At 43.9% G+C, this 22,684-nt stretch carries 21 protein-coding genes, 2 pseudogenes and 1 other annotated feature; of the genes and pseudogenes, 15 read left to right on the top strand and 8 right to left on the bottom strand.

Annotated elements, in window-relative coordinates:
- Nucleotides 1-84 precede the first annotated feature (84 nt).
- The 5 genes from CJ483_RS05810 to CJ483_RS05790 all read left to right on the top strand — a co-directional run bounded on the left by CJ483_RS05810 (nt 85) and on the right by CJ483_RS05790 (nt 7,014).
- On the top strand, nt 85-2,004 hold the full coding sequence (locus CJ483_RS05810; RefSeq protein ID WP_120032812.1) for a methylmalonyl-CoA mutase family protein: 1,920 nt from the start codon (nt 85-87) through the stop codon (nt 2,002-2,004).
- A complete protein-coding gene (gene scpA, locus CJ483_RS05805; RefSeq protein ID WP_120032808.1) occupies nt 1,997-4,189 on the top strand; it encodes a methylmalonyl-CoA mutase in 2,193 nt (730 codons plus the stop codon). The genes CJ483_RS05810 and scpA overlap by 8 nt, the downstream gene beginning before the upstream one ends.
- Nucleotides 4,189-5,295, top strand: a complete 1,107-nt coding sequence (gene meaB, locus CJ483_RS05800; protein ID WP_120032805.1) for a methylmalonyl Co-A mutase-associated GTPase MeaB — start codon at nt 4,189-4,191, stop codon at nt 5,293-5,295. Before scpA ends, meaB begins: the two co-directional genes overlap by 1 nt.
- Before the next feature lie 202 nt (nt 5,296-5,497).
- Nucleotides 5,498-5,935: a BrxA/BrxB family bacilliredoxin gene (locus CJ483_RS05795; RefSeq protein WP_120032802.1), complete on the top strand. Its 438-nt coding sequence runs from the start codon at nt 5,498-5,500 to the stop codon at nt 5,933-5,935.
- A gap of 80 nt (nt 5,936-6,015) precedes the next feature.
- A complete protein-coding gene (locus CJ483_RS05790) occupies nt 6,016-7,014 on the top strand; it encodes an aromatic acid exporter family protein (protein WP_120032799.1) in 999 nt (332 codons plus the stop codon).
- Between the two features lie 18 nt (nt 7,015-7,032).
- Here the strand turns inward: CJ483_RS05790 and prli42 are convergent, their stop codons facing one another.
- Nucleotides 7,033-7,128, bottom strand: a complete 96-nt coding sequence (gene prli42 / locus CJ483_RS24415; RefSeq protein WP_182916976.1) for a stressosome-associated protein Prli42 — start codon at nt 7,126-7,128, stop codon at nt 7,033-7,035.
- Nucleotides 7,129-7,309: 181 nt separating this feature from the next.
- Between prli42 and mce the strand changes: the two genes are divergently transcribed.
- The 4 genes from mce to CJ483_RS05770 all read left to right on the top strand — a co-directional run bounded on the left by mce (nt 7,310) and on the right by CJ483_RS05770 (nt 11,242).
- A complete protein-coding gene (mce, locus tag CJ483_RS05785; RefSeq protein WP_120032796.1) occupies nt 7,310-7,735 on the top strand; it encodes a methylmalonyl-CoA epimerase in 426 nt (141 codons plus the stop codon).
- Nucleotides 7,732-9,288 carry an acyl-CoA carboxylase subunit beta gene (locus tag CJ483_RS05780; protein WP_120032793.1) on the top strand — a complete coding sequence of 519 codons (1,557 nt, stop codon included), beginning with the start codon at nt 7,732-7,734 and terminating at the stop codon, nt 9,286-9,288. The genes mce and CJ483_RS05780 overlap by 4 nt, the downstream gene beginning before the upstream one ends.
- Nucleotides 9,289-9,406: 118 nt before the next feature.
- Entirely contained in the window at nt 9,407-10,531 is a 1,125-nt protein-coding gene (locus CJ483_RS05775; RefSeq protein ID WP_120032790.1) for a M20/M25/M40 family metallo-hydrolase, read from the top strand.
- Between the two features lie 231 nt (nt 10,532-10,762).
- Entirely contained in the window at nt 10,763-11,242 is a 480-nt protein-coding gene (locus CJ483_RS05770; protein ID WP_120032787.1) for a chemotaxis protein CheW, read from the top strand.
- A 46-nt stretch (nt 11,243-11,288) separates the two neighbouring features.
- Here CJ483_RS05770 and CJ483_RS05765 read toward each other — a convergent pair whose 3' ends face one another.
- A complete protein-coding gene (locus tag CJ483_RS05765) occupies nt 11,289-12,614 on the bottom strand; it encodes an aminotransferase family protein (protein ID WP_120032785.1) in 1,326 nt (441 codons plus the stop codon).
- Nucleotides 12,615-13,220: 606 nt separating this feature from the next.
- Between CJ483_RS05765 and CJ483_RS05760 the strand changes: the two are divergent.
- A pseudogene (locus tag CJ483_RS05760) lies at nt 13,221-14,421 on the top strand (DNA polymerase IV).
- A 13-nt stretch (nt 14,422-14,434) separates the two neighbouring features.
- On the opposite strand, the gene CJ483_RS05755 reads toward CJ483_RS05760, so the two are convergent.
- Entirely contained in the window at nt 14,435-14,875 is a 441-nt protein-coding gene (locus CJ483_RS05755; RefSeq protein WP_182916975.1) for a DUF1694 domain-containing protein, read from the bottom strand.
- A gap of 111 nt (nt 14,876-14,986) precedes the next feature.
- Between CJ483_RS05755 and rnz the strand changes: the two genes are divergently transcribed.
- Nucleotides 14,987-15,901, top strand: coding sequence for a ribonuclease Z (rnz, locus tag CJ483_RS05750; RefSeq protein WP_120032779.1), 915 nt, complete (start codon nt 14,987-14,989; stop codon nt 15,899-15,901).
- 68 nt (nt 15,902-15,969) lie between these two features.
- Here the strand turns inward: rnz and namA are convergent, their stop codons facing one another.
- Nucleotides 15,970-16,983, bottom strand: coding sequence for an NADPH dehydrogenase NamA (gene namA, locus CJ483_RS05745; RefSeq protein ID WP_120032776.1), 1,014 nt, complete (start codon nt 16,981-16,983; stop codon nt 15,970-15,972).
- Nucleotides 16,984-17,052: 69 nt separating this feature from the next.
- The gene (proC, locus tag CJ483_RS05740; protein ID WP_120032773.1) at nt 17,053-17,880 is read right to left on the bottom strand and encodes a pyrroline-5-carboxylate reductase; all 828 of its coding nucleotides are present in this window, start codon (nt 17,878-17,880) and stop codon (nt 17,053-17,055) included.
- Nucleotides 17,881-17,947: 67 nt separating this feature from the next.
- Nucleotides 17,948-18,165 (bottom strand) — a binding site (T-box leader).
- A 219-nt stretch (nt 18,166-18,384) separates the two neighbouring features.
- Between proC and CJ483_RS05735 the strand changes: the two genes are divergently transcribed.
- Both CJ483_RS05735 and CJ483_RS05730 read left to right on the top strand, forming a co-directional pair.
- Nucleotides 18,385-19,356, top strand: coding sequence for an MBL fold metallo-hydrolase (locus CJ483_RS05735; RefSeq protein WP_120032770.1), 972 nt, complete (start codon nt 18,385-18,387; stop codon nt 19,354-19,356).
- A gap of 14 nt (nt 19,357-19,370) precedes the next feature.
- A complete protein-coding gene (locus CJ483_RS05730; protein ID WP_120032767.1) occupies nt 19,371-20,162 on the top strand; it encodes an SDR family NAD(P)-dependent oxidoreductase in 792 nt (263 codons plus the stop codon).
- A gap of 209 nt (nt 20,163-20,371) precedes the next feature.
- Here CJ483_RS05730 and CJ483_RS05725 read toward each other — a convergent pair whose 3' ends face one another.
- Together CJ483_RS05725 and CJ483_RS05720 are read right to left on the bottom strand one after the other, a co-directional pair.
- A complete protein-coding gene (locus tag CJ483_RS05725) occupies nt 20,372-20,563 on the bottom strand; it encodes a YqzH family protein (RefSeq protein ID WP_120032764.1) in 192 nt (63 codons plus the stop codon).
- Between the two features lie 169 nt (nt 20,564-20,732).
- On the bottom strand, nt 20,733-20,954 hold the full coding sequence (locus CJ483_RS05720; RefSeq protein WP_120032761.1) for a CDGSH iron-sulfur domain-containing protein: 222 nt from the start codon (nt 20,952-20,954) through the stop codon (nt 20,733-20,735).
- A 92-nt stretch (nt 20,955-21,046) separates the two neighbouring features.
- Between CJ483_RS05720 and CJ483_RS05715 the strand changes: the two genes are divergently transcribed.
- Nucleotides 21,047-21,364, top strand: a complete 318-nt coding sequence (locus tag CJ483_RS05715; protein WP_120032758.1) for an iron-sulfur cluster biosynthesis family protein — start codon at nt 21,047-21,049, stop codon at nt 21,362-21,364.
- A 39-nt stretch (nt 21,365-21,403) separates the two neighbouring features.
- On the opposite strand, the gene CJ483_RS05710 is transcribed toward CJ483_RS05715, so the two are convergent.
- Nucleotides 21,404-22,315, bottom strand: coding sequence for an alpha/beta hydrolase (locus CJ483_RS05710; protein ID WP_120032755.1), 912 nt, complete (start codon nt 22,313-22,315; stop codon nt 21,404-21,406).
- A 123-nt stretch (nt 22,316-22,438) separates the two neighbouring features.
- On the opposite strand from CJ483_RS05710, the pseudogene CJ483_RS05705 reads away from it, so the two are divergent.
- A pseudogene (locus CJ483_RS05705) lies at nt 22,439-22,683 on the top strand (DUF3886 domain-containing protein).
- Nucleotide 22,684 lies beyond the last annotated feature (1 nt).

Below are 22,684 nucleotides of genomic sequence, written 5' to 3'. Positions count from 1 at the left end.
CTGGTTTAGATAAAATAATGATAAAGAAAGAGTTAGAATTTTTAAGAAATAACATTTAGAGCGAGGCGAAGGAGAGGAGATTGCATGGAAATTCAAGAAATGAAAGCCCAGCGTTTTCCAAAAGTGACGATGGAGGAGTGGGAAAAAGCAGCAGAGGCTTCCTTGAAAGGAAAGCCATTTACAGCTCTTCATGCGGCCACTTATGAGCAAATTTTATTAAAGCCTTTATACGGAGCAGAGACTGCCACTTTAGATGTCGAGCAGTACCCAGGCTTTCCTTCGTATACGAGAGGATTTTATAAAGGCGGTTATGCAGAGGTCCCTTGGAAAAACGCCCATGTTATTAAAGCAGATAATGGCGCCATTTTAAAGGAGAAGCTTATGGTTGCACTTAAGGAAGGCCAAGATGCTATAGCGTTTTCAGCAGAAGATATACCTGCCATGACGTTCACTGAATTTTCAGCCCTCCCTTTAGAGAAATATCCATTGTACATAAACACCAAAGACCACTTTCTTGCTATCGCTTCCTTCTTATTAAAGTTAAAGCCTGATAAGCTAACTGGCATAGCTGGAACAGATAGTATTTCTCTGTATGCACAAAAAGGACTTGTTCCGGATGAACGACTGCTCGCTCTACAAGCAGAAGCCATAACAGAATTAAAGAAAGCGTTTCCTAAATTAAGAACAATCCATATTGACATCACTCCTTATCATGAAGCGGGGGCAAATGCTTTTCAGGAAATTTCTCTTGCTCTTGCTGAAGCGGTATTTTACATTGAATGGCTGAAAAAAGAAGGCTGGTCTCCGGCCGAAGTAATTGAGAGCATGTCTCTTCATTTCGCAATTGGTTCACAATTTTTTATGGAAACAGCCAAGCTGCGGGCTTTTCGTCAATGCTGGACCGCCCTTTGCCAGGCGTACGGCATAACGGAAGACAGAATAAAAATCCCAATCGGGGCAGAAACATCGGCTTTCACCTTATCCAAACTGGACAGTCACGTCAATATTCTGCGCACGGGAAGTGAAGCGTTTTCAGCTGTACTCGGAGGAGTGGAATATTTACAGGTTAGATCCTTTGATGAACTCAGAGGTATGCCATCTGCTCTTGGGGAGCGCATAGCGAAGAATATTCCACTCATATTAAAAAATGAGTCTCACCTTGAAAAGGTAATTGATCCTGCAGGAGGCTCTTATTATATAGAGGTGCTGACAGCAGAACTCAGCCGATTAGCGTGGGAAAATTTTGTAACTATTGAAGAGGCAGGTGGGATTATTGCCGGGTTGAAAGCCGGTACTATCCAAAAAGAGCTCGCTGCTATTTTTAAGAAGCGAAGTGCAGACCTTGCTACACGGATAAAATCAATGATTGGAACGAACATTTATGCAGATCTCCATGAACAAAAAATCATAGAAAAGCCAAAGTTAGCTATGCTTTTAGCTGAAAATACAGTATCTTCCTTCCAGGATATAAGAAGCCAAATAGATGAAGAGACAACGCTTGCTGAATTGCATGTAAAAGACAGTGGTGATGAAATTATTCCAGTTAAGAGTCAAAGGCTCGCCGAACCATTTGAGAGATTAAGAGAGAGAGCAGAACGAATAGGAGCACAGGCGGGGCTTATTTGCTTAGGGAAGCTGAAGGATTTTAAACAGCGGGCTGATTTCGTAACGGGCATACTAGCTGCGGGCGGCATTGCTGTCCAGCGAAGCATAGAGTGCGAGACACTTGAAGAAGCTGTACAGTTCGTTAAGGAAAGCGGTTTATCTTATTACTGCATTTGCGGTAAAGATGAGTCCTATACCGCGTTTGGCCCACGGCTTGTGGCCGCAGTAAAACAGATAAATTCTTCAGTCGGAGTTGAAGTGGCGGGCAAGCTTCCTGAAGAGACTAAAGCGGAATGGCAGAAGGCCGGCTTGGACGGACAAATTTACAGCGGCCAGAATCTAATCGAAAAAGTAACAGAACTGCTCGATCATTTGGAAGGAGTGACGGCATATGAGTAAACCTGATTTTCAGCGATTCACCCCAACGAGCACGAAAGAATCCCTTTCTTTTCAAGAGTGGAAGGCCGCTTTTGAGCAGGAAGTAAAGCAGGCCCTTGATGAATGGGTATTTGAAACGAATGAACAAATCCATCTCCATCCGCTTTATACAAAAGAGGCGCTTGAAAAGATGGAACATTTACAGGATTTTCCCGGCGTCGCTCCCTATACACGCGGCCCCTACCCGACGATGTATGTAAATCGGCCGTGGACAATCCGCCAGTATGCCGGCTTTTCCACTGCGGAAGAAAGCAATGCTTTTTACCGCCGCAATTTGGCCATGGGACAAAAAGGGCTGTCCGTTGCTTTTGATTTGCCGACTCACAGAGGGTATGATTCTAACCATCCAAGGGTCGTCGGAGATGTAGGAAAAGCGGGGGTCGCCATTGATTCTGTGGAGGATATGAAAGTTTTATTCGACGGTATTCCGCTCGATCAAATGTCGGTATCTATGACGATGAATGGAGCGGTTCTGCCGATTATGGCTTTTTATATTGTCGCTGCCGAAGAACAAGGTGTAGCTTGTGAAAAACTTTCCGGTACCATTCAAAATGATATTTTAAAAGAGTATATGGTAAGAAACACGTATATCTATCCGCCGGAAGTTTCCATGCGTATTATCGCGGATATTTTTAAGTACACATCGGAGAATATGCCCAAATTCAACAGCATTAGTATTTCTGGCTATCATATGCAAGAAGCCGGAGCGCCGGCTGATATTGAACTTGCCTATACGCTTGCAGATGGGTTGCAGTATGTGCGGACAGGATTGCAGGCGGGCATTGAGATTGACTCTTTTGCTCCGCGGTTATCATTTTTCTGGGCAATCGGCATGAATTATTTTATGGAAGTGGCTAAAATGCGGGCTGCCCGCCGGATGTGGGCCCAGTTAATGAAGCCGTTTGCACCAAAAAATACGAAGTCGCTGGCTTTGCGCACCCATTCACAAACTTCAGGCTGGAGCCTCACAGAGCAAGACCCATTTAACAATGTGACGCGAACGCTTATTGAGGCTCATGCAGCTGCCATGGGACACACTCAGTCACTGCATACAAATGCATTGGATGAAGCGATTGCTTTGCCGACTGACTTCTCGGCCCGAATTGCCCGTAATACTCAGCTGTATTTACAAGAAGAGACCGGCATTACGAATGTCATTGATCCATGGGCAGGCTCTTATTATGTAGAGACACTCACTCATGAATTGATGGAAAGGGCATGGCAGCACATAGAGGAAGTAGAAGAGCTTGGCGGAATGACAAAGGCGATTGAAACAGGGCTCCCTAAGATGCGAATCGAAGAAGCGGCTGCAAGACGCCAGGCGCAAATTGACTCGGGCAAAGAAGTGATTATTGGAGTCAACCGACACAGACTGGCCGAGGAAGAGCCAATTGATATTCTTGATATCGACAATACAGCGGTACGGCTCAAGCAAATTGAACGTTTAGAGCAAGTGAAGTCGACCCGCAATGAAGAGAAAGTAAAGGAAACACTAAGGGCACTCACCCGGGCTGCAGAAACGGGAGAAGGGAATTTGCTTGCGCTAGCTGTCGAGGCAGCGAGAGTACGGGCGACACTAGGAGAAATCTCTGACGCCATTGAACAGGTAAGCGGAAGGCATCAGGCTATTATCCGATCAGTAAGCGGTGTATACAGCTCTCACTTTTCCGATGAAGAACAGATTGCTGAAGTAAAGCGGCTGACTGATGAATTTAATGAACAGGAAGGACGCAGACCGCGCTTGCTGATCGCTAAAATGGGGCAGGATGGCCATGACCGGGGGGCAAAGGTCGTCGCTACTGCTTATGCTGATTTGGGATTTGATGTTGATATCGGGCCATTGTTCCAAACGCCGGAGGAAACGGCTTTGCAGGCGGTAGAAAACGACGTGCACGCCATCGGTGTCAGCTCATTGGCTGCGGGGCACAAAACCTTGCTTCCAGCTTTAATTGGCGAATTGAAAAAATTGGGCAGAGAGGACATTATTGTTTTTATCGGCGGTGTCATTCCCGCCCAAGATTATGAGTTTCTCCGGGCCAGCGGAGCAGCTGGTATTTTCGGACCCGGAACGGTTATTCCAGTCTCTGCCCAAAAAATTCTCGAGGAGATTTATCGCAGGCTCGGTTACGAGGAAGTGGAAGAATAATGTTGAGAGAAGAGCACCTACCGGACAACGAGTCGGCCCTTCACGTAAGAAAAGGTGTGACCTCTTCCCATGACGGTTTCGCTTCTCCTCAAAAGAAACGATTTCGAAAAAAAGCAGAGCAATTGCCAGATGTACAGGAGCTGGCCGCCAAAGTGATTGCAGGGGAAAGAAAAGACCTCGCCAAAGCCATTACTTTTATCGAAAGCAATTCGAATAGCCATTATGCATATGGACAGGAGCTGTTACAGCAGCTTCTTCCTCATACGGGAAGATCCATTCGCATTGGTATTACCGGCGTGCCTGGAGCTGGAAAAAGCACATTCATCGAAGCATTTGGTCATATGCTTTGTGAGAGAGGATATAGAACAGCTGTGCTGGCAATTGATCCCAGTTCCTCTATCTCGGGAGGAAGCATTCTTGGAGACAAGACGCGGATGGAGTCGCTGGCTAGGCATCCAAATGCATTTATCCGCCCATCTCCTTCCGGCGGTACGCTTGGAGGGGTGCACCGGAAAACGAGGGAAACCATGCTTCTTTGTGAAGCAGCCGGCTTTGAGGTTATTTTGATTGAAACGGTCGGTGTCGGCCAAAGTGAATTTATCGTCCGCAGCATGGTTGATTTTTTCCTGCTTATTATCTTGACAGGCGCAGGGGATGAGCTGCAAGGAATGAAAAAAGGGATCATGGAGTTAGCGGATGCTATTGTCGTTAACAAGGCAGACGGTCATAATAAACAGCTCGCTGAAAAAACAAAACGAGAATTTAATCAGATTCTTCATATGCTTCAGCCGGCAACAAAAGGGTGGGCATCACAGGCATTCACCTGCTCTTCGATTGAACGAAAGGGCATCCCTGAATTATGGGACGTGATCCAGGAATTTGAGAAAAAAATGAAAGCAGCCGGCACGTTCGATGAACGACGCCAGCTGCAAACGAAAGAATGGTTACATGCTCTTATTGTAGAACAGCTGAAAGCGACTTTTTATCAGCATCCATATGTTATTGGCAATTTGGCGGAAATGGAAGGTAAAACAATGACAGGCGAAATAACGCCAGCTCAAGCAGTCACCGACTTGTTTTCCAACGTTTACCGGCAGGAGGAGTAGACAAAACAAAAAATGGCTGATGCTCAGAGAGCATCAGCCTTAAATCAGGGAGTTTAGGGGTACGGATCTAGTTGCCTTATTTATCTTCCCCTGTTCGGCGTTTTTAAACCATATTTATAAAAAAAATACTAGATTATTTGAAAACATTGCGCCGTTGTCTTATCATAAGGGTACACGAAAGTGGATAAAGGAGTGGTATGAGATGAGTATAGATTTTAATTTTTTAATGAATGATGTGGTTCGTCAAGCGCGTGAGGAAATCACAGCTGCTGGATATACACAGCTTCAAACACCGGAAGAAGTAGAAGAAGCACTTGCTAAAAAGGGAACAACGCTTGTAATGATTAATTCCGTTTGCGGCTGTGCCGGCGGTATTGCCCGTCCAGCTGCTGCTCACTCGATTCATAGCGATAAGCGCCCGGATCACCTTGTGACAGTCTTTGCCGGACAGGATAAAGAGGCCACAGCCAAAGCACGTAGCTACTTTGTCGGTTACCCGCCGTCCTCTCCATCTTTTGCTCTTTTGAAAGACGGGAAATTATGCACAATGGTGGAACGCCATGAAATTGAAGGACATGACCCAATGTCTGTTGTCCAAAAGCTTCAAGAGGCTTTTGACAAATATTGTGAAGAAGTGTAAATATATATATTGAAACCTTGTCATCGTTATGGCAAGGTTTTCTTTCACTACAAACTGATTCTTCAGCACAGGAGACTATTATGTTTAAAATAGGGTATCGGACGGCAAAAACAGCTGTCGGCACAACCGCAGCTATCATGATTTCCCAGTGGGTGGGACTTGAAAACTTTGTGTCAGCGGGAATTATTACGATCTTATGTATTCAAAATACAAAAAAGAAATCACTGCAGGCTGCGCAGAGCCGTTTTTTTGCGTGCGCAGTGGCTATGCTTTTTTCTTCCGTTTTTTTTGAGGGAATTGGCTATTATGCGCCTGTAATGGGGCTTTTGCTCTTATTTTTCATTCCGACGCTTGTGGCCCTTAAAATCAAAGAAGGGATTGTTACAAGCTGTGTCATCATCTTGCATATTTTTTCTGCCGGGCAAGTAACGAAACAGCTTATTTTTAACGAGTTTTGTATTATTTCAATTGGAATTGGCGTTGCTTTGCTTATGAATCTTTATATGCCAAGCGTAGAGAGAAAACTGTATAGCCTTCAGGAGGAAATTGAACGGAATTTTACATCTATTTTTCACGAAATAGCTCTGTATCTGCGCAATAAAGATCATATGTGGGATGGAAACGAAATTGTGAAAACAGAGAAGCTGATCAAAGAAGGAAAAATGCTCGCTTTTAAAAATGTAGAGAACCATTTGTTAAGGGATGATACCATCTTTTACAGCTATTTTGTTATGAGAGAGAAGCAGTTTAACATCATTGAGCGGGTTTTAGGCATTGTGACCTCAATTTCTCATCAAGTGAAGGCGGCACTTGTGCTTGCTGACTTTATGGATGCTTTAAGTACCCGCGTTCATCCTGGCAACACCGCATTGCTTCACTTAAAAAAATTATACGATTTAAAAGCTGAAATTGATCAAATGGATTTGCCGGACACACGGGAGGAATTTGAGGCAAGGGCGGCATTGTTTCAGTTCATTAAAGAGATGGAAGAGTATTTGCTGATCAAAAGCTCCTTTAAAGGGCTGAAAAAAGAAACAGCCGCTGAGCAAAAAAGAAAGCCGGCCCCTCAGATAGAGTAGGCCGGCTTCTTGTCTATGTTATAAGAACATAGATAATCCGAAAAACAGGGTAGAAACGAGCATGGCTAGCAGCATAATATAAACGACTACTTTTTGAACGATTTTATTTCTCATGAAAGCTTGTACGCTCCTTTTAGTATTCCGAACAGGACTCTTATTTGTTTCTATCATAGCGGTTTTTTCGTAAAATCTCAAGTTAGATTAACGGGATAAAAGCATTAAAAAAGAAGGGATTTTTGGATTCTTATCGAAGACTACACATGTTTCAGTTCTTTTCAAAAAGGGGGCCATTACGATGAATCGAGTGGATCATATCGGTATTGCAGTTAGCTCGCTGGAAGAGACGTTGCGTTTTTATACCGAGCAGCTTGGACTTACCTTAATTAAAACAGAGGAAGTACTTTCGGAGCAAGTAAGAGTCGCTTTTATAGATGCCGGAAATGTGAAGTTTGAATTGCTTGAACCGATGAGCAGTGAAAGTACTGTGGCGAAATTTATTGAAAAGCGGGGCCAAGGCATCCATCATGTGGCCTTTAAAGTGAAGAATATTGAAAAGCGCATTCAGGAGATAAAAGAAAACGGCATTCATATGATCAATGAAACACCAAAGCCAGGGGCTGGCGGAGCGGAAGTGGCCTTCATGCATCCTAAATCGGCACATGGTGTGTTGTTTGAGCTTTGCGACAAGAGCAAGATGGAAGGAGAAAGAAAATTATTATGACAACGCCAGATATTTTCACGAGCATTAATGAGCTGTATGACAGACGCCGGGAGGTAGAGCTGGGCGGCGGTGATGAACGAATTGAAAAGCAGCACGAAAAAGGCAAGCTGACAGCTCGCGAGCGGATTGATTTGCTTGTTGATCCTGACTCATTCGTTGAGATTAATCCGTTTATTGAGCATCGCAGTACATATTTTGGATTAGAAGGCGTGAAAGGGCCGGGCGACGGAGTAGTGACGGGCTATGGGAAAGTAAATGGCCGCCCTGTTTATTTATTCTCCCAGGATTTCACCGTTTTTGGCGGTGCGCTTGGAGAAATGCACGCTAAAAAGATAGCCAATGTGATGGACTTGGCAGCGAAAAACGGAGCCCCTTTTATCGGATTGAATGACTCGGGAGGAGCGCGTATTCAAGAAGGCGTCGTTTCACTGGACGGTTACGGGCATATCTTCTATCGGAACGCAATCTACTCTGGCGTCATTCCGCAAATTTCTGTCATTATGGGGCCATGCGCAGGAGGAGCTGTGTATTCACCAGCTATTACCGACTTTGTTTTCATGGTTGACGAAACGAGCCAGATGTTTATTACCGGGCCAAAGGTTATTGAAACCGTCACGGGAGAAAAAATTTCTTCCGAAGATCTTGGCGGCTCAAAGGTACATAATGCGATCAGTGGAAACGCCCATTTCCGCGGCAGTTCTGAGGAAGAAGTATTAGAGATGGTTCGCAACTTGTTGACTTATTTGCCGCAAAATAACGAAGAAAAACCCCCGATGGTTGAATCCTGCCCGGAGAATGATTACCGTGAAGATATAACAGATATCGTGCCTTTTGATGGGCTTCGTCCTTACGATGTTAGAAAGGTCATTGAACAGGTAGTAGACGAAAGCTCATTCATGGAAGTGCAAAAAGAGTTTGCAAAAAACATTGTCGTTGGTTTTGCTCGCATCAAAGGAGAAACGGTTGGCCTCGTCTGTAATCAGCCAAAATTTATGGCTGGAGGGCTGGATATTGATTCATCCGACAAAGCGGCACGGTTTATCCGTTTTTGTGATTCCTTTAATATTCCGCTCATTACGTTTGAAGATGTATCCGGCTTTTTCCCGGGGGTAAAACAGGAACACGGCGGCATTATTCGCCATGGGGCAAAGATTTTATATGCGTATTCAGAAGCAACTGTGCCAAAAATCACGGTCATTTTACGCAAAGCCTATGGTGGGGCATACGTTGCTCTTAATAGTAAGTCTATAGGTGCGGATCTTGTGTTCTCTTGGCCTAATGCAGAAATCGCCGTCATGGGGCCACAGGGGGCAGCAAATATCATCTTTGCAAAAGAGATTGCAAACAGTGAAAATCCGGAAGAAACACGAGCGAAAAAAATTGAAGAATACCGGGAAAAATTTGCTAATCCATACGTCGCTGCTTCACACGGAATGGTTGATGATGTGATTGATCCACGTGAAACAAGAATAAAGCTAATTCAAGCGCTTGAAATGATGAGAACGAAAAAAGAGGAGCGTCCGAAGAAAAAGCACGGCAACATTCCGCTTTAACATTTTTCCCCGTCCGGAAACTTTATGTACCGGGCGGGGATTTTTCTATGTGAAAGATTTGGAATTGTCCAGTGGAAGGAGTATACTGAAAATGGAAAGAAGCAGGGAGGTACATAAGATGATTAATAAAGAACGGTTAGTGAATGAATTTCTTGAACTAGTTCAAATTGATTCAGAAACGAAAAATGAAGCCGCCATTGCTAAAGTGCTGACAAGCAAGTTTGAAGCACTCGGTGTACATGTGTATGAAGATGATTCCGCTGCTAAAACTGGGCATGGGGCCGGCAATTTAATTTGCACGCTTGAAGCTACGAAGGACGGAATAGACCCAATTTATTTTACATCCCACATGGATACGGTCGTTCCGGGAGTCGGCGTAAAGCCACGCATTGAAAATGGATATGTCGTGACAGATGGAACAACCATTCTTGGCGCAGACGATAAAGCAGGACTTGCTGCAATGCTTGAAATGATTAAAGTGTTAAAAGAACAAAATTACAGACACGGCATGATCCAATTTATTATTACAGCAGGAGAAGAGTCTGGCCTTGTTGGGGCAAAAGCGATGGATTCTTCTCTTGTGAAAGCGAAATTTGGCTATGCATTGGATAGTGACGGCACAGTAGGCAACATTATTGTAGCCGCTCCGACACAGGCGAAAATCAAGGCAGAGATTTTTGGGAAAACAGCTCATGCTGGCGTTGCACCTGAGAAAGGGGTATCTGCCATTACGATTGCCGCAAAAGCGATTGCAAAAATGCCGCTCGGCCGGATTGATAAGGAAACGACTGCTAATATTGGCCGCTTTGAAGGAGGTCAAGCAACGAATATTGTTTGTGACTATGCTTCTATTTTAGCAGAAGCACGCTCACTTGTTCCGGAGAAGATGGAGGCACAAGTAAGCAAAATGAAGGAAGCGTTTGAACAAACAGCGGGAGAAATGAACGGTCGGGCAGACGTGCATGTAGAAGTTATGTATCCGGGATTTAAGTTTGGCGATGGAGACCATGTTGTTGAAGTGGCTAAGAAAGCGGCTGAGCGTATCGGCCGTCCAAGTAAATTGTTAACGAGCGGCGGAGGCAGTGATGCCAACGTGATTGCGGGCTTTGGTATTCCGACAGTAAACCTGGCTGTCGGCTATGAGGAAATTCATACGAAAAATGAAAGAATGCCTATTGAAGAACTTGTCAAGCTCGCTGAAATGGCAACAGCAATCGTAGCAATTACTGCTGAGGAAGAATAAAAGATTGCAGAGCAGCCGGCCTTCTCTTTCAGAAGGCCGGTTTAAAAATATAAACATGCAACTCTTAAAAAGCACTAGTTAACGGAAAATACGTGAAGACGATTGTAACGCGCGCAGGCAGCAGGAATAGCGAACAATAAAGAAATCTGATAATGATTTTTATGCTGGTCTTTTTGCCTATTCCCTTCTCCTTATGGTACATTAGAAGAAAAAGCCAGAGGAGGCGTTTTCGTGCAATTAATAAATAAAGCGGTTATTTTCGAGAGCGGTCAGGAAGAATATGCGGTTCCGGTACAGTCAGTAGTTTCTATAGAAAAAGTAGAATTCATTAATCCTATTCCTCATATGCCTTTTTATATGAGAGGGATCACTAAAGCGAGGGAAGAGTTAATCCCGGTCATTGACTTTGAATCGGTCCTTTACGATCGACCTCTCGCTGAATCAGAGGACGCACGGCTGCTCGTCGTTCAAACAGAGGCTTTGTCTGTGGGCTTTCTAGTAAAAGAAGCAAAAGAAATTATTGATGTTCCCGCAGAGTCTTTAAAGCAGCTGGGAATCGCTTCTTATGAAAAGACGAAATATTTCACAGGAATCGCAGCTTTTTCGGAGCGCATGGTAACAATTGTTGATCCGGACATATTAGTTTCTTCGCTCGAAGGGATTAAGGAGATACAAGAGTACATGAAAAATCATAAAGTACCGTCTGCCTGAGCCATAAAAAAGCACAGAACCTATTTATAGTTCTGTGCTTTTTTACTTAGTTAGCTTGTTGAACTTCTAAAATAGCATCCTTTAAAATATCGACAAGTTCATTTATTTCTTTCTCGTTAATGACGAGCGGCGGAGCGAAGACGATTGTATCTGATTCTCCAAAAGTGACTGTGCGTAAGATGAGTCCACGCTTTCTTGCTTCTGTAATAATTTGCGGAGCAAGTTTTTTCGGGAAGCGTTCGTTTGTTTGTCGGTCTTTGACGATTTCCAGGGCGCCAATCAAACCGAGGAAACGAACTTCTCCAACGATGTCTGTTTCTATTTGGAGCCTTTTTAATTTTTCGTGAAGCAGCGCTCCCATTTCTTTTGAGTTTTGCACGAGGTTTTCTCTTTCAAGAATGTCAATGTTTTTCAAACCGACCGCGCACGCTGTTGGATGACCGCTATACGTAAAGCCATGCAGGAGAGTGCCTTCGGATAGGTTAATAAAGTCTTGATGAATATGGTCACGAACAACGACAGCACCGAGTGGAATGTAGCCGCTGGAAATCCCTTTGGCAAGCAGCATAACATCCGGTACAATGTCCCAATGCTCGCAGGCAAACATTTTTCCTGTTCGGCCGAATCCAGTAATAACTTCATCGGCAATGAGTAAAATATTATATTCGTCACAAATTTTGCGAATCTCTTGGAAATAACCGTCCGGTGGAATATTTACTCCTCCCGCTCCTTGAACAGGCTCTGCAATAAACGCAGCAATTGTGTCGGCTCCCTCTGCTTCAATTGTCTTTCTCAGCGCTTCCGGTGAAAAAGATTCAGTGTGAACGAATCCCGCAGCAAGAGAAGTAGTCATATGGTGAAAGTCTTGGATGCCAGTAGCGCTTGTAGAACCGACTGCCACTCCGTGATAAGCACGTTGACGGGAAATGATTTTTGTTTTGTTGGGCTGACCTTTTATTTTCCAATAATGGCGAACGAGCTTGTATGATGTATCATTCGATTCAGACCCTCCGGAAGTGAAAAAGACAGCATTTAAATCTCCTGGCGCCATTTCTGCTACCTTAGTTGCCAGGCGGATAGCCGGTTCATTACTGAAAGTAGCAAAACTTGAAGCGAAGGGAAGAGTTTCTAATTGTTCTTTCGCCACTTCAGCAAGCTCTGTCCGCCCATAACCAACGTTGACATTCCAAAGGGATGCCATGCCTTCCAGGTACTTTTTTCCGTTAATATCCGTTAAATAAACGCCTTTTCCTTCTTTAAAAATAATAGCTGGCCCATTTTCCTGCTGTTCTTTAATCGAAGAAGTAGGATGGATAAAGTGTTTCTTATCAAGTGATGCTAATTCATTCGTTAATGTTTCATGTACTGCCATTTTTGTTCACCCCATTATTTGATAGTTCTGATTTTACTGGAGAACAGTTGGTTAATCAGAAGGGAAAAACCATGATCCATTTTTGGTAGTATGGCCCAAAAGTGAGCAGGGACGTATGAGACCCTGACTATGATTGATTATTTGTAAACAGTCACCTATCCAAGAATGACTAACCAGTGCTCAATGTTGACTTGTTGTTTTTTAGTACAATAAAAGCCAGCAGTATTCAACCTGATGAATAGGCAGGCTGGTACAGACTGGCTATTTGACTGCTGAAACAATTCTGGAAGGAAAAGTGAGCAGACTAAACAGTTCTTATTCATATAAATTGGATAGGTTTTTCAGGTTTACAAAAATAGTGAAAAGAGGAAGCTCATTTAATCACAGTTTATAATATTAAAAAAAGTTTGTAAACGGTTTTTCCTTCTTATTTAGTTGCCGCGAATATTCTAACGAAGAGGAGGACTAGCACTTTTAGGAGAATGCATGTTCTTTTATCTTTTTCGTTGTATAATAAGGGGGAATATTTATTTAAAATCACAGCGGGAAGTGGAGAGATTGGAAGAGTTTTATCCGAAAAATGGTCGTGTAATCTTTCATATTGATATGAATAGTTTCTATGCTTCGGTAGAAATCGCCGATGATCCCTCTCTGCGAGGCAAGCCGCTGGCGATTGCCGGAAACCCAAAAGAGCGGAAGGGCATTATTGTCACCTGCAGCTATGAAGCGAGACAATACGGGGTAAAAACAACGATGACTGTTCGGGAAGCAAAGCGGTTATGTCCAAATTTAATTATCCTCCCCCGAATTTTGAAAGGTATCGGGAGGCGTCTCGGGAAATTTTCCGTGTTTTTTCCCGATACACCCCACTCGTAGAACCTGTATCTATTGATGAAGGATATTTAGATATAACCAATAGCTATTCACTTGGGAGTCCGCTTGATATTGCTCAGGAAATTCAGCAGCAAATTCTTGAGCATTTACTATTACCATGCAGTATCGGCATTGCTCCGAATAAGTTTTTGGCTAAAATGGCTTCAAACATGAAGAAGCCGCTTGGCATTACTGTATTAAGAAAAAGAGAGGTGCCATCAATTTTATGGCCTCTTCCTGTCATAGAAATGCATGGGGTCGGGCAAAAAACAGCAGATAAGCTAGCTGCTGACGGAATTTTAACGATTGGAGATCTAGCTAAGGGGAACGACCAGTTGTTGAAGAGCCAACTTGGCATTAGAGGAATCCGTTTAAGAGAGCGGGCCAATGGGATCGATAGACGCAAAGTGGATCCCGATGCTGCCAATGACTTTAAAAGCGTCGGGCAATCAATTACACTGCCAAAAGATGAGACAAAACAGCAGGAGCTTCTCAATGTGCTCCACCAGCTCTCTGAAAGAGTAGCTGTCCGCCTGCAAAGAAAGGAAGTGCTAGGGGGGCAATTAGTGTAATGATTCGCTATAAAGACTGGAAGACTATCACCCGAAGTAAAAAGCTACCTAGACCGACGGAGAGCCCGGAGGATATTTTACGGGAAGCCAAACATTTATTTTTAAAGCATTGGAACGGAAACGGCGTCCGCCTGCTCGGTATTACACTGTCCGATTTGGTGGAGAAAAGACAGGCAGATATACAGCTTGATTTATTTTCATATGAGCAGGCGGCTAAAGAAGAGTTATTAGCAGAGACAATGGAAATGCTAGGAAATAAATATGGAGAAGGAATTATCCAGCGGGCAAGCAAAAAGAGGCCGGATGGCAGCAAAGCCGTATCCGGCCTTAAGCAGAAAGATAGTAAGTTAGAGGGCGAGTGAAAGGGATAGGCAGCTATTGCTTAGGAGTGTTCACCCTCAATGGCGAAAAACTGTTTAATTTGCCGTTTAAGTGTAATAGAGGGGCTGTTCCTTCCGATTTTTTTTCATCCTTTAGCCAAATGCTGTCTTTGTCAACTGCGCAAGCATGAGCAATAATAAGGCCGATGTTTGTTTCCAGTTCGTCACTTTCTACTACTATATAGGGAATCTTGTATTGAATAGCCAATTGAATGTAAGGGATTAAGTACATGTAATCAAGATCGCTGTTTAAGCGCATTTCTCCTTCACGAATAATCGAGACCCATTTCTCTACTTCTTCTCGTCCCTGCTTTTTATAGATTTGTTTGGCTGTGAGTGCACCCTCAATCCGCTCTCTTTCTGTTCCCAGGTATTCTTTTGCTCCATCAGACAAGGTAGTAGCGGATGTTTTGAAAGCTGATTTTAATCTTTTCAAAAGCCCAACCTCCCTCTGTGTAGACAGCATTTTACTTTGTATACCCTTAACTGTTGCAGATTAACGTATTTTTTTGTCTTATTGTTAAATTTTTTTAAGGAAGTGGACAGGATGGACATTTTATTTTTAGGAACTGGGGCAGGCATGCCAGGAAAATTGAGAAATGTAAGTTCGCTGGCATTAAGAATGTTGAACGAAAGGGGAACCGTCTGGTTATTTGACTGTGGGGAAGCGACGCAGCACCAGATCTTACATACCTCTCTTAAGCCAAGACGAATTGAAAAAATATTTATTACCCATTTGCATGGGGATCATATCTTCGGTTTGCCGGGCCTGCTTGGTAGTCGCTCTTTTCAGGGGGGCGAGCTGCCGCTAACGGTTTATGGGCCGAAAGGAATCAAAGAGTTTATTCAGGTCTCTATCGGCATAAGCGGGACAAGACTGCAATATGAGTTAGACATAATAGAAATAGATGAAGGGCTTGTATTTGAAGACGATCAACTAATAGTAACAGCTCGCCGGCTTGACCATGGAATCGAGTCGTATGGATATCGTCTTCAAGAAAAGGATAAGCCGGGAGTACTGCTCGTTGACGAGTTAAAAAAAGATGGGGTACCTCCGGGACCTTTATATAAGGAAATTAAATTGGGGCATGCGGTTAGGTTAGAGGATGGCCGGCTCATTGACCCGAGTAAATATACCGGACCGCAGCAAAAAGGAAAAATTATTGCGATTCTTGGCGACTCAAGACCCTGCGCGGCGGCTGTTGCTCTGGCCCACGAAGCGGATGTACTGATTCACGAAGCCACTTTTTCAGCAGAAAATCCGCAGATGGCTCATGACTACTTTCATTCAACAACAGTTCAGGCTGCGGAAATGGCCAAACAGGCTGGAGTCAAAGCGCTCGTTTTAAATCATATTAGTTCAAGATATACAAAAGAAGAAGCAACGAACCTAAAAAGAGAAGCGGAAGAAATTTTTGCGCCGGTCACGTTGGCGCATGATTTCATGGAGTTTTTAATTTAAAATAAAATCAGAAAGTAGAAAGTCTATTTTCATTAAGTAAGCTTACTTAATGAAAATAGACTTTTTTGTTACCAGCCCCGTTCGTATGGCACGGGAGCTTCAATTTCTGTTTTTAGTTCTATTGCGGCCCGCCGAGGCCAGTATGGATCACGCAGCAGCTCGCGTCCGAGAAAAACTAAGTCTGCCCGTTCGTTGCGCAAAATTTCTTCCGCCTGGGTAGGAGAAGTGATCATGCCAACAGCACCGACAGGGATGTCAGCTCCGTGTTTGATAGTTTCAGCGAATTTCACCTGGTAACCAGGAAAGACGCTGATCTTGGCAGGTACTACAGCTCCTGAGCTTACATCTATTAAATCAATATCCAGGTCTTTTAGCTGTTTGGCGATTTCGCTGTAATCCTCAGCATCCAGGCCATTTTCATGATAGTCATGGGCTGACACGCGGACAAACAGCGGACCGCTCCAAACGTCCCGGACTGCTATAATCACTTCTTTTAGAAAACGGAATCGATTTTCCGGGCTTCCACCGTACTCATCTTCCCGATGGTTCGTTAACGGGGAAAGAAATTCATTGATCAAATATCCGTGGGCCCCGTGAAGTTCAATTACATCAAAGCCGGCTTCTTTTGCTCGTCTAGCTCCATCTGTAAATGCTTGGATGGTTCGTTTAATGTCACTTTCCGTCATTTCTTTCGGTGTTTTCATTGTTTCATCAAATGACAGGGCAGTAGGGGCAAGAATCTCGCCTCTCACTTCTGATTTACGTCCGGCATGAGCGAGTTGAATACCAATTTTCGCCCCATGAGCCTGCACAAGTGGAGCGAGTCTCTTGAACCCTGGTACATGATCATCGCTCCATATACCAAGATCATGCTCGGTAATCCGGCCTTCAGGCGTGACGGCGGTTGCTTCCACCATAATCAAGCCAACCTGGCCGACAGCCCGGGCTGGATAGTGAACGAGATGCCAATCATTGACTTTGCCGTCCTCTTCAGCGGAGTACATGCACATAGGTGACATAACGATCCGGTTCTTTAAAGTAACATCTTTGATAGTGTAAGGTTCAAATAATTTCCTTGCCATTGGAATCCTCCTTCGGTCTGTGCCACATTCCATTATAGCAAGGCTTTTTGAACAGTGAAAATGATCAGCTTATTGTTTGATAGGATTCTGATAAGGCAGACCAAGACGTTTCGACTGGGCAGTAGCTTCAATGATACAGTTCACAAAAGCCTCTTTTACTTTTTTGTCTTCTAGAATTCGGATGCCAGCTTCTGTTGTGCCTCCCGGACTTGTTACCCCTTTGCGGAGCTGTTCGGCTTTCCCTTCTGAAGCGGAAAGCATCTCAGCTGCGCCAAGCAGCGTTTGAATAATGAGCGGCTTTGCAGTTTCTTTTTCAAGACCAATGGCTTCCGCTGCTTGTTCCATTGCTTCGGCTACATAGTAAATATAAGCGGGTCCGCTTCCCGAAAGGCCGGTAACCGCATCCAGCTGTTCTTCCTTTACTATTTTCGTGAGACCAATAGAAGAGAAAAGGGCAAGGGCCGCTGTTTTTTGCTGCTCTGTTACATGCTCATTAATCGCAATCGCCGTCGCGGATTTTCCAACTGCAGCAGATGTGTTTGGCATGGCGCGGACGACTGCACAAGGGCGTCCTGTCTCCTGTTCGATAAAATGAGTGGTGACACCTGCCATCAATGTAATGATTAACGAGGAAGGGGATAGGTAAGCTTTAATCTTTTTTAAAGCATCTCTTGCATCTTTTGGTTTCATAGCTAGCACAACAATGCCGCTGTCCGAAAGCATGGATTCTATCTCATAGCTGGTATGAATGCCGTAGCGGCCTTCCAGTTCCTGAAGCCTGTCTATATCCGCTCTGTTTGTCGCATAAATATCGCCAGCAGCCAAAGCACCGCTTGATAAGGCACCCGAAATCATTGCTTCTGCCATGGAGCCGGCACCGATAAATGTCGTTTTCATCTGAACATCCTCCTTTAATAAAAGTGAGTCGATCAATAAACAATAAAAAACACCCTTTCGTCCTCTAATAAAGGACGAAAGGGTGTTTGCTTCCGTGGTACCACCTTTGTTTGCAGAAACGAATTTCCGCACACTCTGGCCCGATAACGCCGGGTTTGCGTTTAGGTTTTCCTAAAGGCTCAAAAGGCAGGTTCAATAAAAAAGCGGGTGATGGAGCTTCTCAGCCGGCGGGCCCCATTCTCTGACACCATTTTTTATTTACTAATCCTTTTTCATCGCTCGTTTATTTTTAGAATGTTCTTTTAACTTATTATAGTTTGAGTTATATGTGATTATGCAAAAAACACTCTTATCTGTCAAGGGATAATGAAAAAATAAGTCAAATTTTCCAGCGGTATTGTGTGAAAATAATGACAAATTACTATTGAAACGCTAAAATGGATAAAAAGATTATTTTTTTGAAATAAAGATATGTTTATTATGATGCAGGTAGGTGTTTCTTTTATGAATGTAGAAAGCTTTGGCGATATTATAAAAATCACATTGCCGACACCTTTTCCAGTCGGTGATGTAAATGTTTTTCTAATAAAAGGAGATCGTTTAACGCTGGTGGATGCGGGTGTAAAAACTGCGGCTTCCTTTGAAGCGTTCACCTCGGGCTTATCAGAGGTGGGGTATACAGTTGAGGACGTTGAACAAGTGATTTTGACTCATCATCATCCCGATCATATTGGGTTGCTTGACTTTCTTCCTGAAGGAATTGATATTATCGGGCATCCATACTGTAAAAAGTGGCTCGCGAAAGATGACGAGTTTTTACAGGAGAATTTTCTGTTTTTCCGGGAGCTTTTTTTACAATCCGGTTTGCCTCCTGAAGCAGAAGCTGTGTTTGGCAAAATACAATCACCGCTAAAATTCAGCAGCGAAAAAAGTGCCCTGACGATCGCTGTGCAGGAAGGAGATCAGCTTCCGGGATTGCCGGATTGGCGTATTTTCGAAACGCCTGGCCATGCCCAAAGCCATCTCGCTTTCTTTCGGGAAAAAGATGGTGCTTTGGTGGCGGGCGATCATATTTTGGCGACCATCTCTTCCAATCCGTTGTTGGAGCCGCCGCTGATTCCAGGAACAGAACGACCAAAGCCACAGCTTCAATACAATCATTCACTAAAAAAAATGATGGGTTTTCCAGTTGATATCGTCTACACAGGGCACGGGAAAGAAGTGAGAAATATCGTTCCGCTTATCACTCGTCGTTTGGAGCGTCAGCATGAGCGGGCGATGTCCGTAAAAGAGATGCTGCAAGAAAGGCCGCTTACTGCATTCGAAGTATGCATGCGTCTTTTCCCGGCTGTATACAAAAAAGAGACGGCTTTAACGATGTCAGAAACGGTGGGCCAGCTCGATTATCTTCTCGATATTGGTGAAGCGGGCGCAGAGCAGAATGACCAGGGTGTTCTGTTTTATTTTCCTTTGTGAGGAGGGGAAGAACAATGAGTCGCTTGCAAGGAAAGACAGTCGTCATTACGGGGGCATCGAGCGGCCTGGGGATGGAAATCGCTAAGCAGACAGCAGCAGAAGGAGCGCGGCTTATTTTGCTGGCTCGCCGCCAGGAGCGTCTGGAAGAGGTGAAGGAAACGCTGAGCCGTACTTTTTCTGCTGATGTTCGTATTTACTCCGTAGACATTAGCAAAAAAGCCGAGGTTGAGAAGGTCTTTTCCCAAATGCTTGAAGAGGTGTCTGCTATCGATATTCTCATCAATAATGCAGGCTTTGGCATATTTAGCGAAGCGCATGAAGCCAGGTGGGAGGAAACGGAAGCGATGTTTAAGGTGAATGTCCTTGGCTTGATTGCCTGTACGCAAATGGTCATTCCACATATGAAAGCTAGGAAAAGCGGCCATATTATCAACATTGCTTCACAGGCAGGGAAGATGGCTACACCTAAATCGAGCATCTATGCAGCAACAAAGCATGCCGTTCTCGGTTATACAAACAGTCTCCGTATGGAAATGGCGCGCGATGGAGTTCATGTGACTGCAGTGAATCCGGGACCAATCGCTACAGAGTTTTTTACGACAGCTGATCCCTCCGGTTCCTATGCGAAAAATGTAGCGCGTTGGATGCTGAAGCCGGAGAAAGTGGCCCGTGAAGTGGTAAAAGCAATGAACACAAATAAAAGAGAAATTAATCTGCCGAGGTGGATGAACACCGGCAGTGTAATTTATACCTTGTTTCCTCGGATTGTAGAAAGACTTGGCCGCAAAGCGTTTTTTAAAAAATAGGTGCTGTTAAAAATGAGGGGTTGTTCTTCAAGCATCGATTGAAGCAGAAAGCGGTCGCCCACAGCAAAATCAACCATCAAGTACAACAGAGACGAAACATAGAGCAATAACGCGTTTGTATGTGCTCGCTTATAGGTCCATAAGGTGGCACAAGTGAAAGTTGATAGGATGATCTTAGGCGCCAGGTGTTGAAAAAACATCTGGCACCTTTATGTATTTGTGATAAATGCGTACACTTCATCCTCAATAATCTCGTGCCATTCCCCCTCCTCAGCATAGCGACGATTTTGAATGCGTTCCATCAGCAGGCTATAAACGTTTTCTGCTTCATTTTCTTCCAATATAAGATAGTACTGAGATAGGCTTTGTCTAATCATTTTTTTCATAAATGCTTTTTCCAAAGAAATTCACTCCTCTATTAGTGGGGAAAAAAGAGCCGCCAACAATGGCGGCTCACAGGCTCTAATAAACACCCGACTTTCGCTGCTTGCTCTGCTTATGACTGGTAGGTTACTCTTTGCCTTGTCAGGATCGAGTAAGTGTTGTTAATCATAATAAGAAGAGAAAAATTTACTTTTCTTTTTCTTCTAATACTTGTTCCGCACGGACACAGGATTCAAACTGTCTCCGGTGGGAAGCATCACAAAAAGGCATTTTCTGTGATTGACCACAGCGACAGAGTGAAAATACCGGCTTTGTTTTAAATACATTTCCATCCATATCAATTAGTTCTACATCCCCGGACACTTTAAAGGAACCATTGTCCATTACTTTAATCTGAGCTTTTGACATTTCATTATCCCCTCTCTTATCATTGACTCAGTTTGATAGTATAAAGAAACAGGCTAAAAATCAATCACCTCTCTTTGAAAGGAGTAATCAAAATGGAGATCCATATCACAGAACAGGCAGCTGGAAAGCTTTCAGACAAACTGGGAGGCGGTAAGTATTTAAAGCTTTACTATGACACGGAAGGATGCGGCTGCGGAGTGAACGGTATTCCGACATTGTGGATTACAACTGAGGTGTCGGCGGGCGATGTGGAAATACAGACAAACGCGATGTCAGTATATGTGGAAAAGTCTCAAATGTTATTTTATGCAGATCGGTTAACGATCGGTTTGTCCGGTGCTAATCATTATCGGCTCAGCAGCCCGGGAGAAATTTTAAATGGACGGATGAATATAGTAAATCATTCATAAAAACAAATCATTCCCGCTATCTGCAGCGGGAACGACGGTCTATTTCTTTTGGTAATACATATTTAAAAAGCGGTCGATTGCTTTTGCGTAAGCCTCGGGGTTCTCATTATAGGATTGGGCATGAGCGCCTTTGGGAGCGAGATAAATGTCCTTCGGGGCCCTCTTTTGCTCATACAGCTCTTTCGTCATATCCGGGAGAATGTAAGTATCCTCTTCACTATGAATAAAGAGAACAGGCTTTCTAATATTCTTCACTGCGTTAAGTGGAGAAATATCCGACAGACGAAAGCGGCCACGCATTAAAACAGCCCAATTGGTGAGATGGACGAGTAGATGCGGTGCTGCTTTGATCTCGCGTTTCATTTGATGAGCGATCTGGGCTTGGAAATCAGAAAAAGGGCAGTCTGCGATATAAAAATCTGCACGGTCTTCAACGAGGCCAGCATACAAAAGCAAGGTGGCTGCTCCCATCGATTCGCCATGAATGCCAAAGGACACGTTGTTGCCCTCTCGCCGAATAAGCTCATTAACCACTGCCTGCAAATCTTCTTTTTCATAATAACCGTAGCTGGTTGTGCGGCCGCCTGATTCTCCATGGCGACGGTGATCATAAATAATGCCGTTAAAGCCCCGCTCCAGAAATAAATTCATATATTTAATAGAATTTGTTTTTGTTTCAGTGACACCGTGGCAGAAAATCATGTATGGGCCGCCTGGATGAGGAGTGACAAACACAGCGCGCAGCTGGTAGCCAAAAGGAGAATCAATCCATACCGCTTCCTTTGGCAGTTGCTCGTATTGTTTACTATCCAGCCGTTTGGCCTCCACCTCGCGTTGGTAGATGAAGTCTTCGTTTTTCTTTCTCATGTGCAAAATGCGGCTCGATAAATAAAAGCCGGCTGCAACAGTCAGCGCTGCACTGGAGCCAAGCGCTGTTATCCATTTCTTCATTTATGGTCACCTCGGAAATTTAATATTTTCAGTGTACCATTTCTAAAAAGAAAGATCATTTGAACTCGTTGCCTTGTCCTGTGTAAAATAAAAATAATAAGATGGGGAGGAAGAGCAGGAACAATGAAAAAGAGAAATCAAACCAAGAAAAATGACAAAAAAGAGGAACAGCTAACATTGAAAGACACGTTGAATGCGGGCATTCTTGAGCAGTTGAAGGAAAAACAAAAGAAATTAAAAGTGGAAGAAGAAGAAAAAAAAGCCGCTGCCGAACAGCAAAAAAAGAAGAGCGGCGCCGGCGCGAGAAGAATAAGAGCTTTGTGGAATTATTAAATGAAAGCCCCATGGATTGGAAAAAGTTTAAATAAA

It is taken from the genome of Bacillus sp. PK3_68 (assembly GCF_003600835.1).
GTDB lineage: Bacteria > Bacillota > Bacilli > Bacillales > Domibacillaceae > Pseudobacillus.
This window is presented reverse-complemented; position numbering and strand designations above follow the sequence as displayed.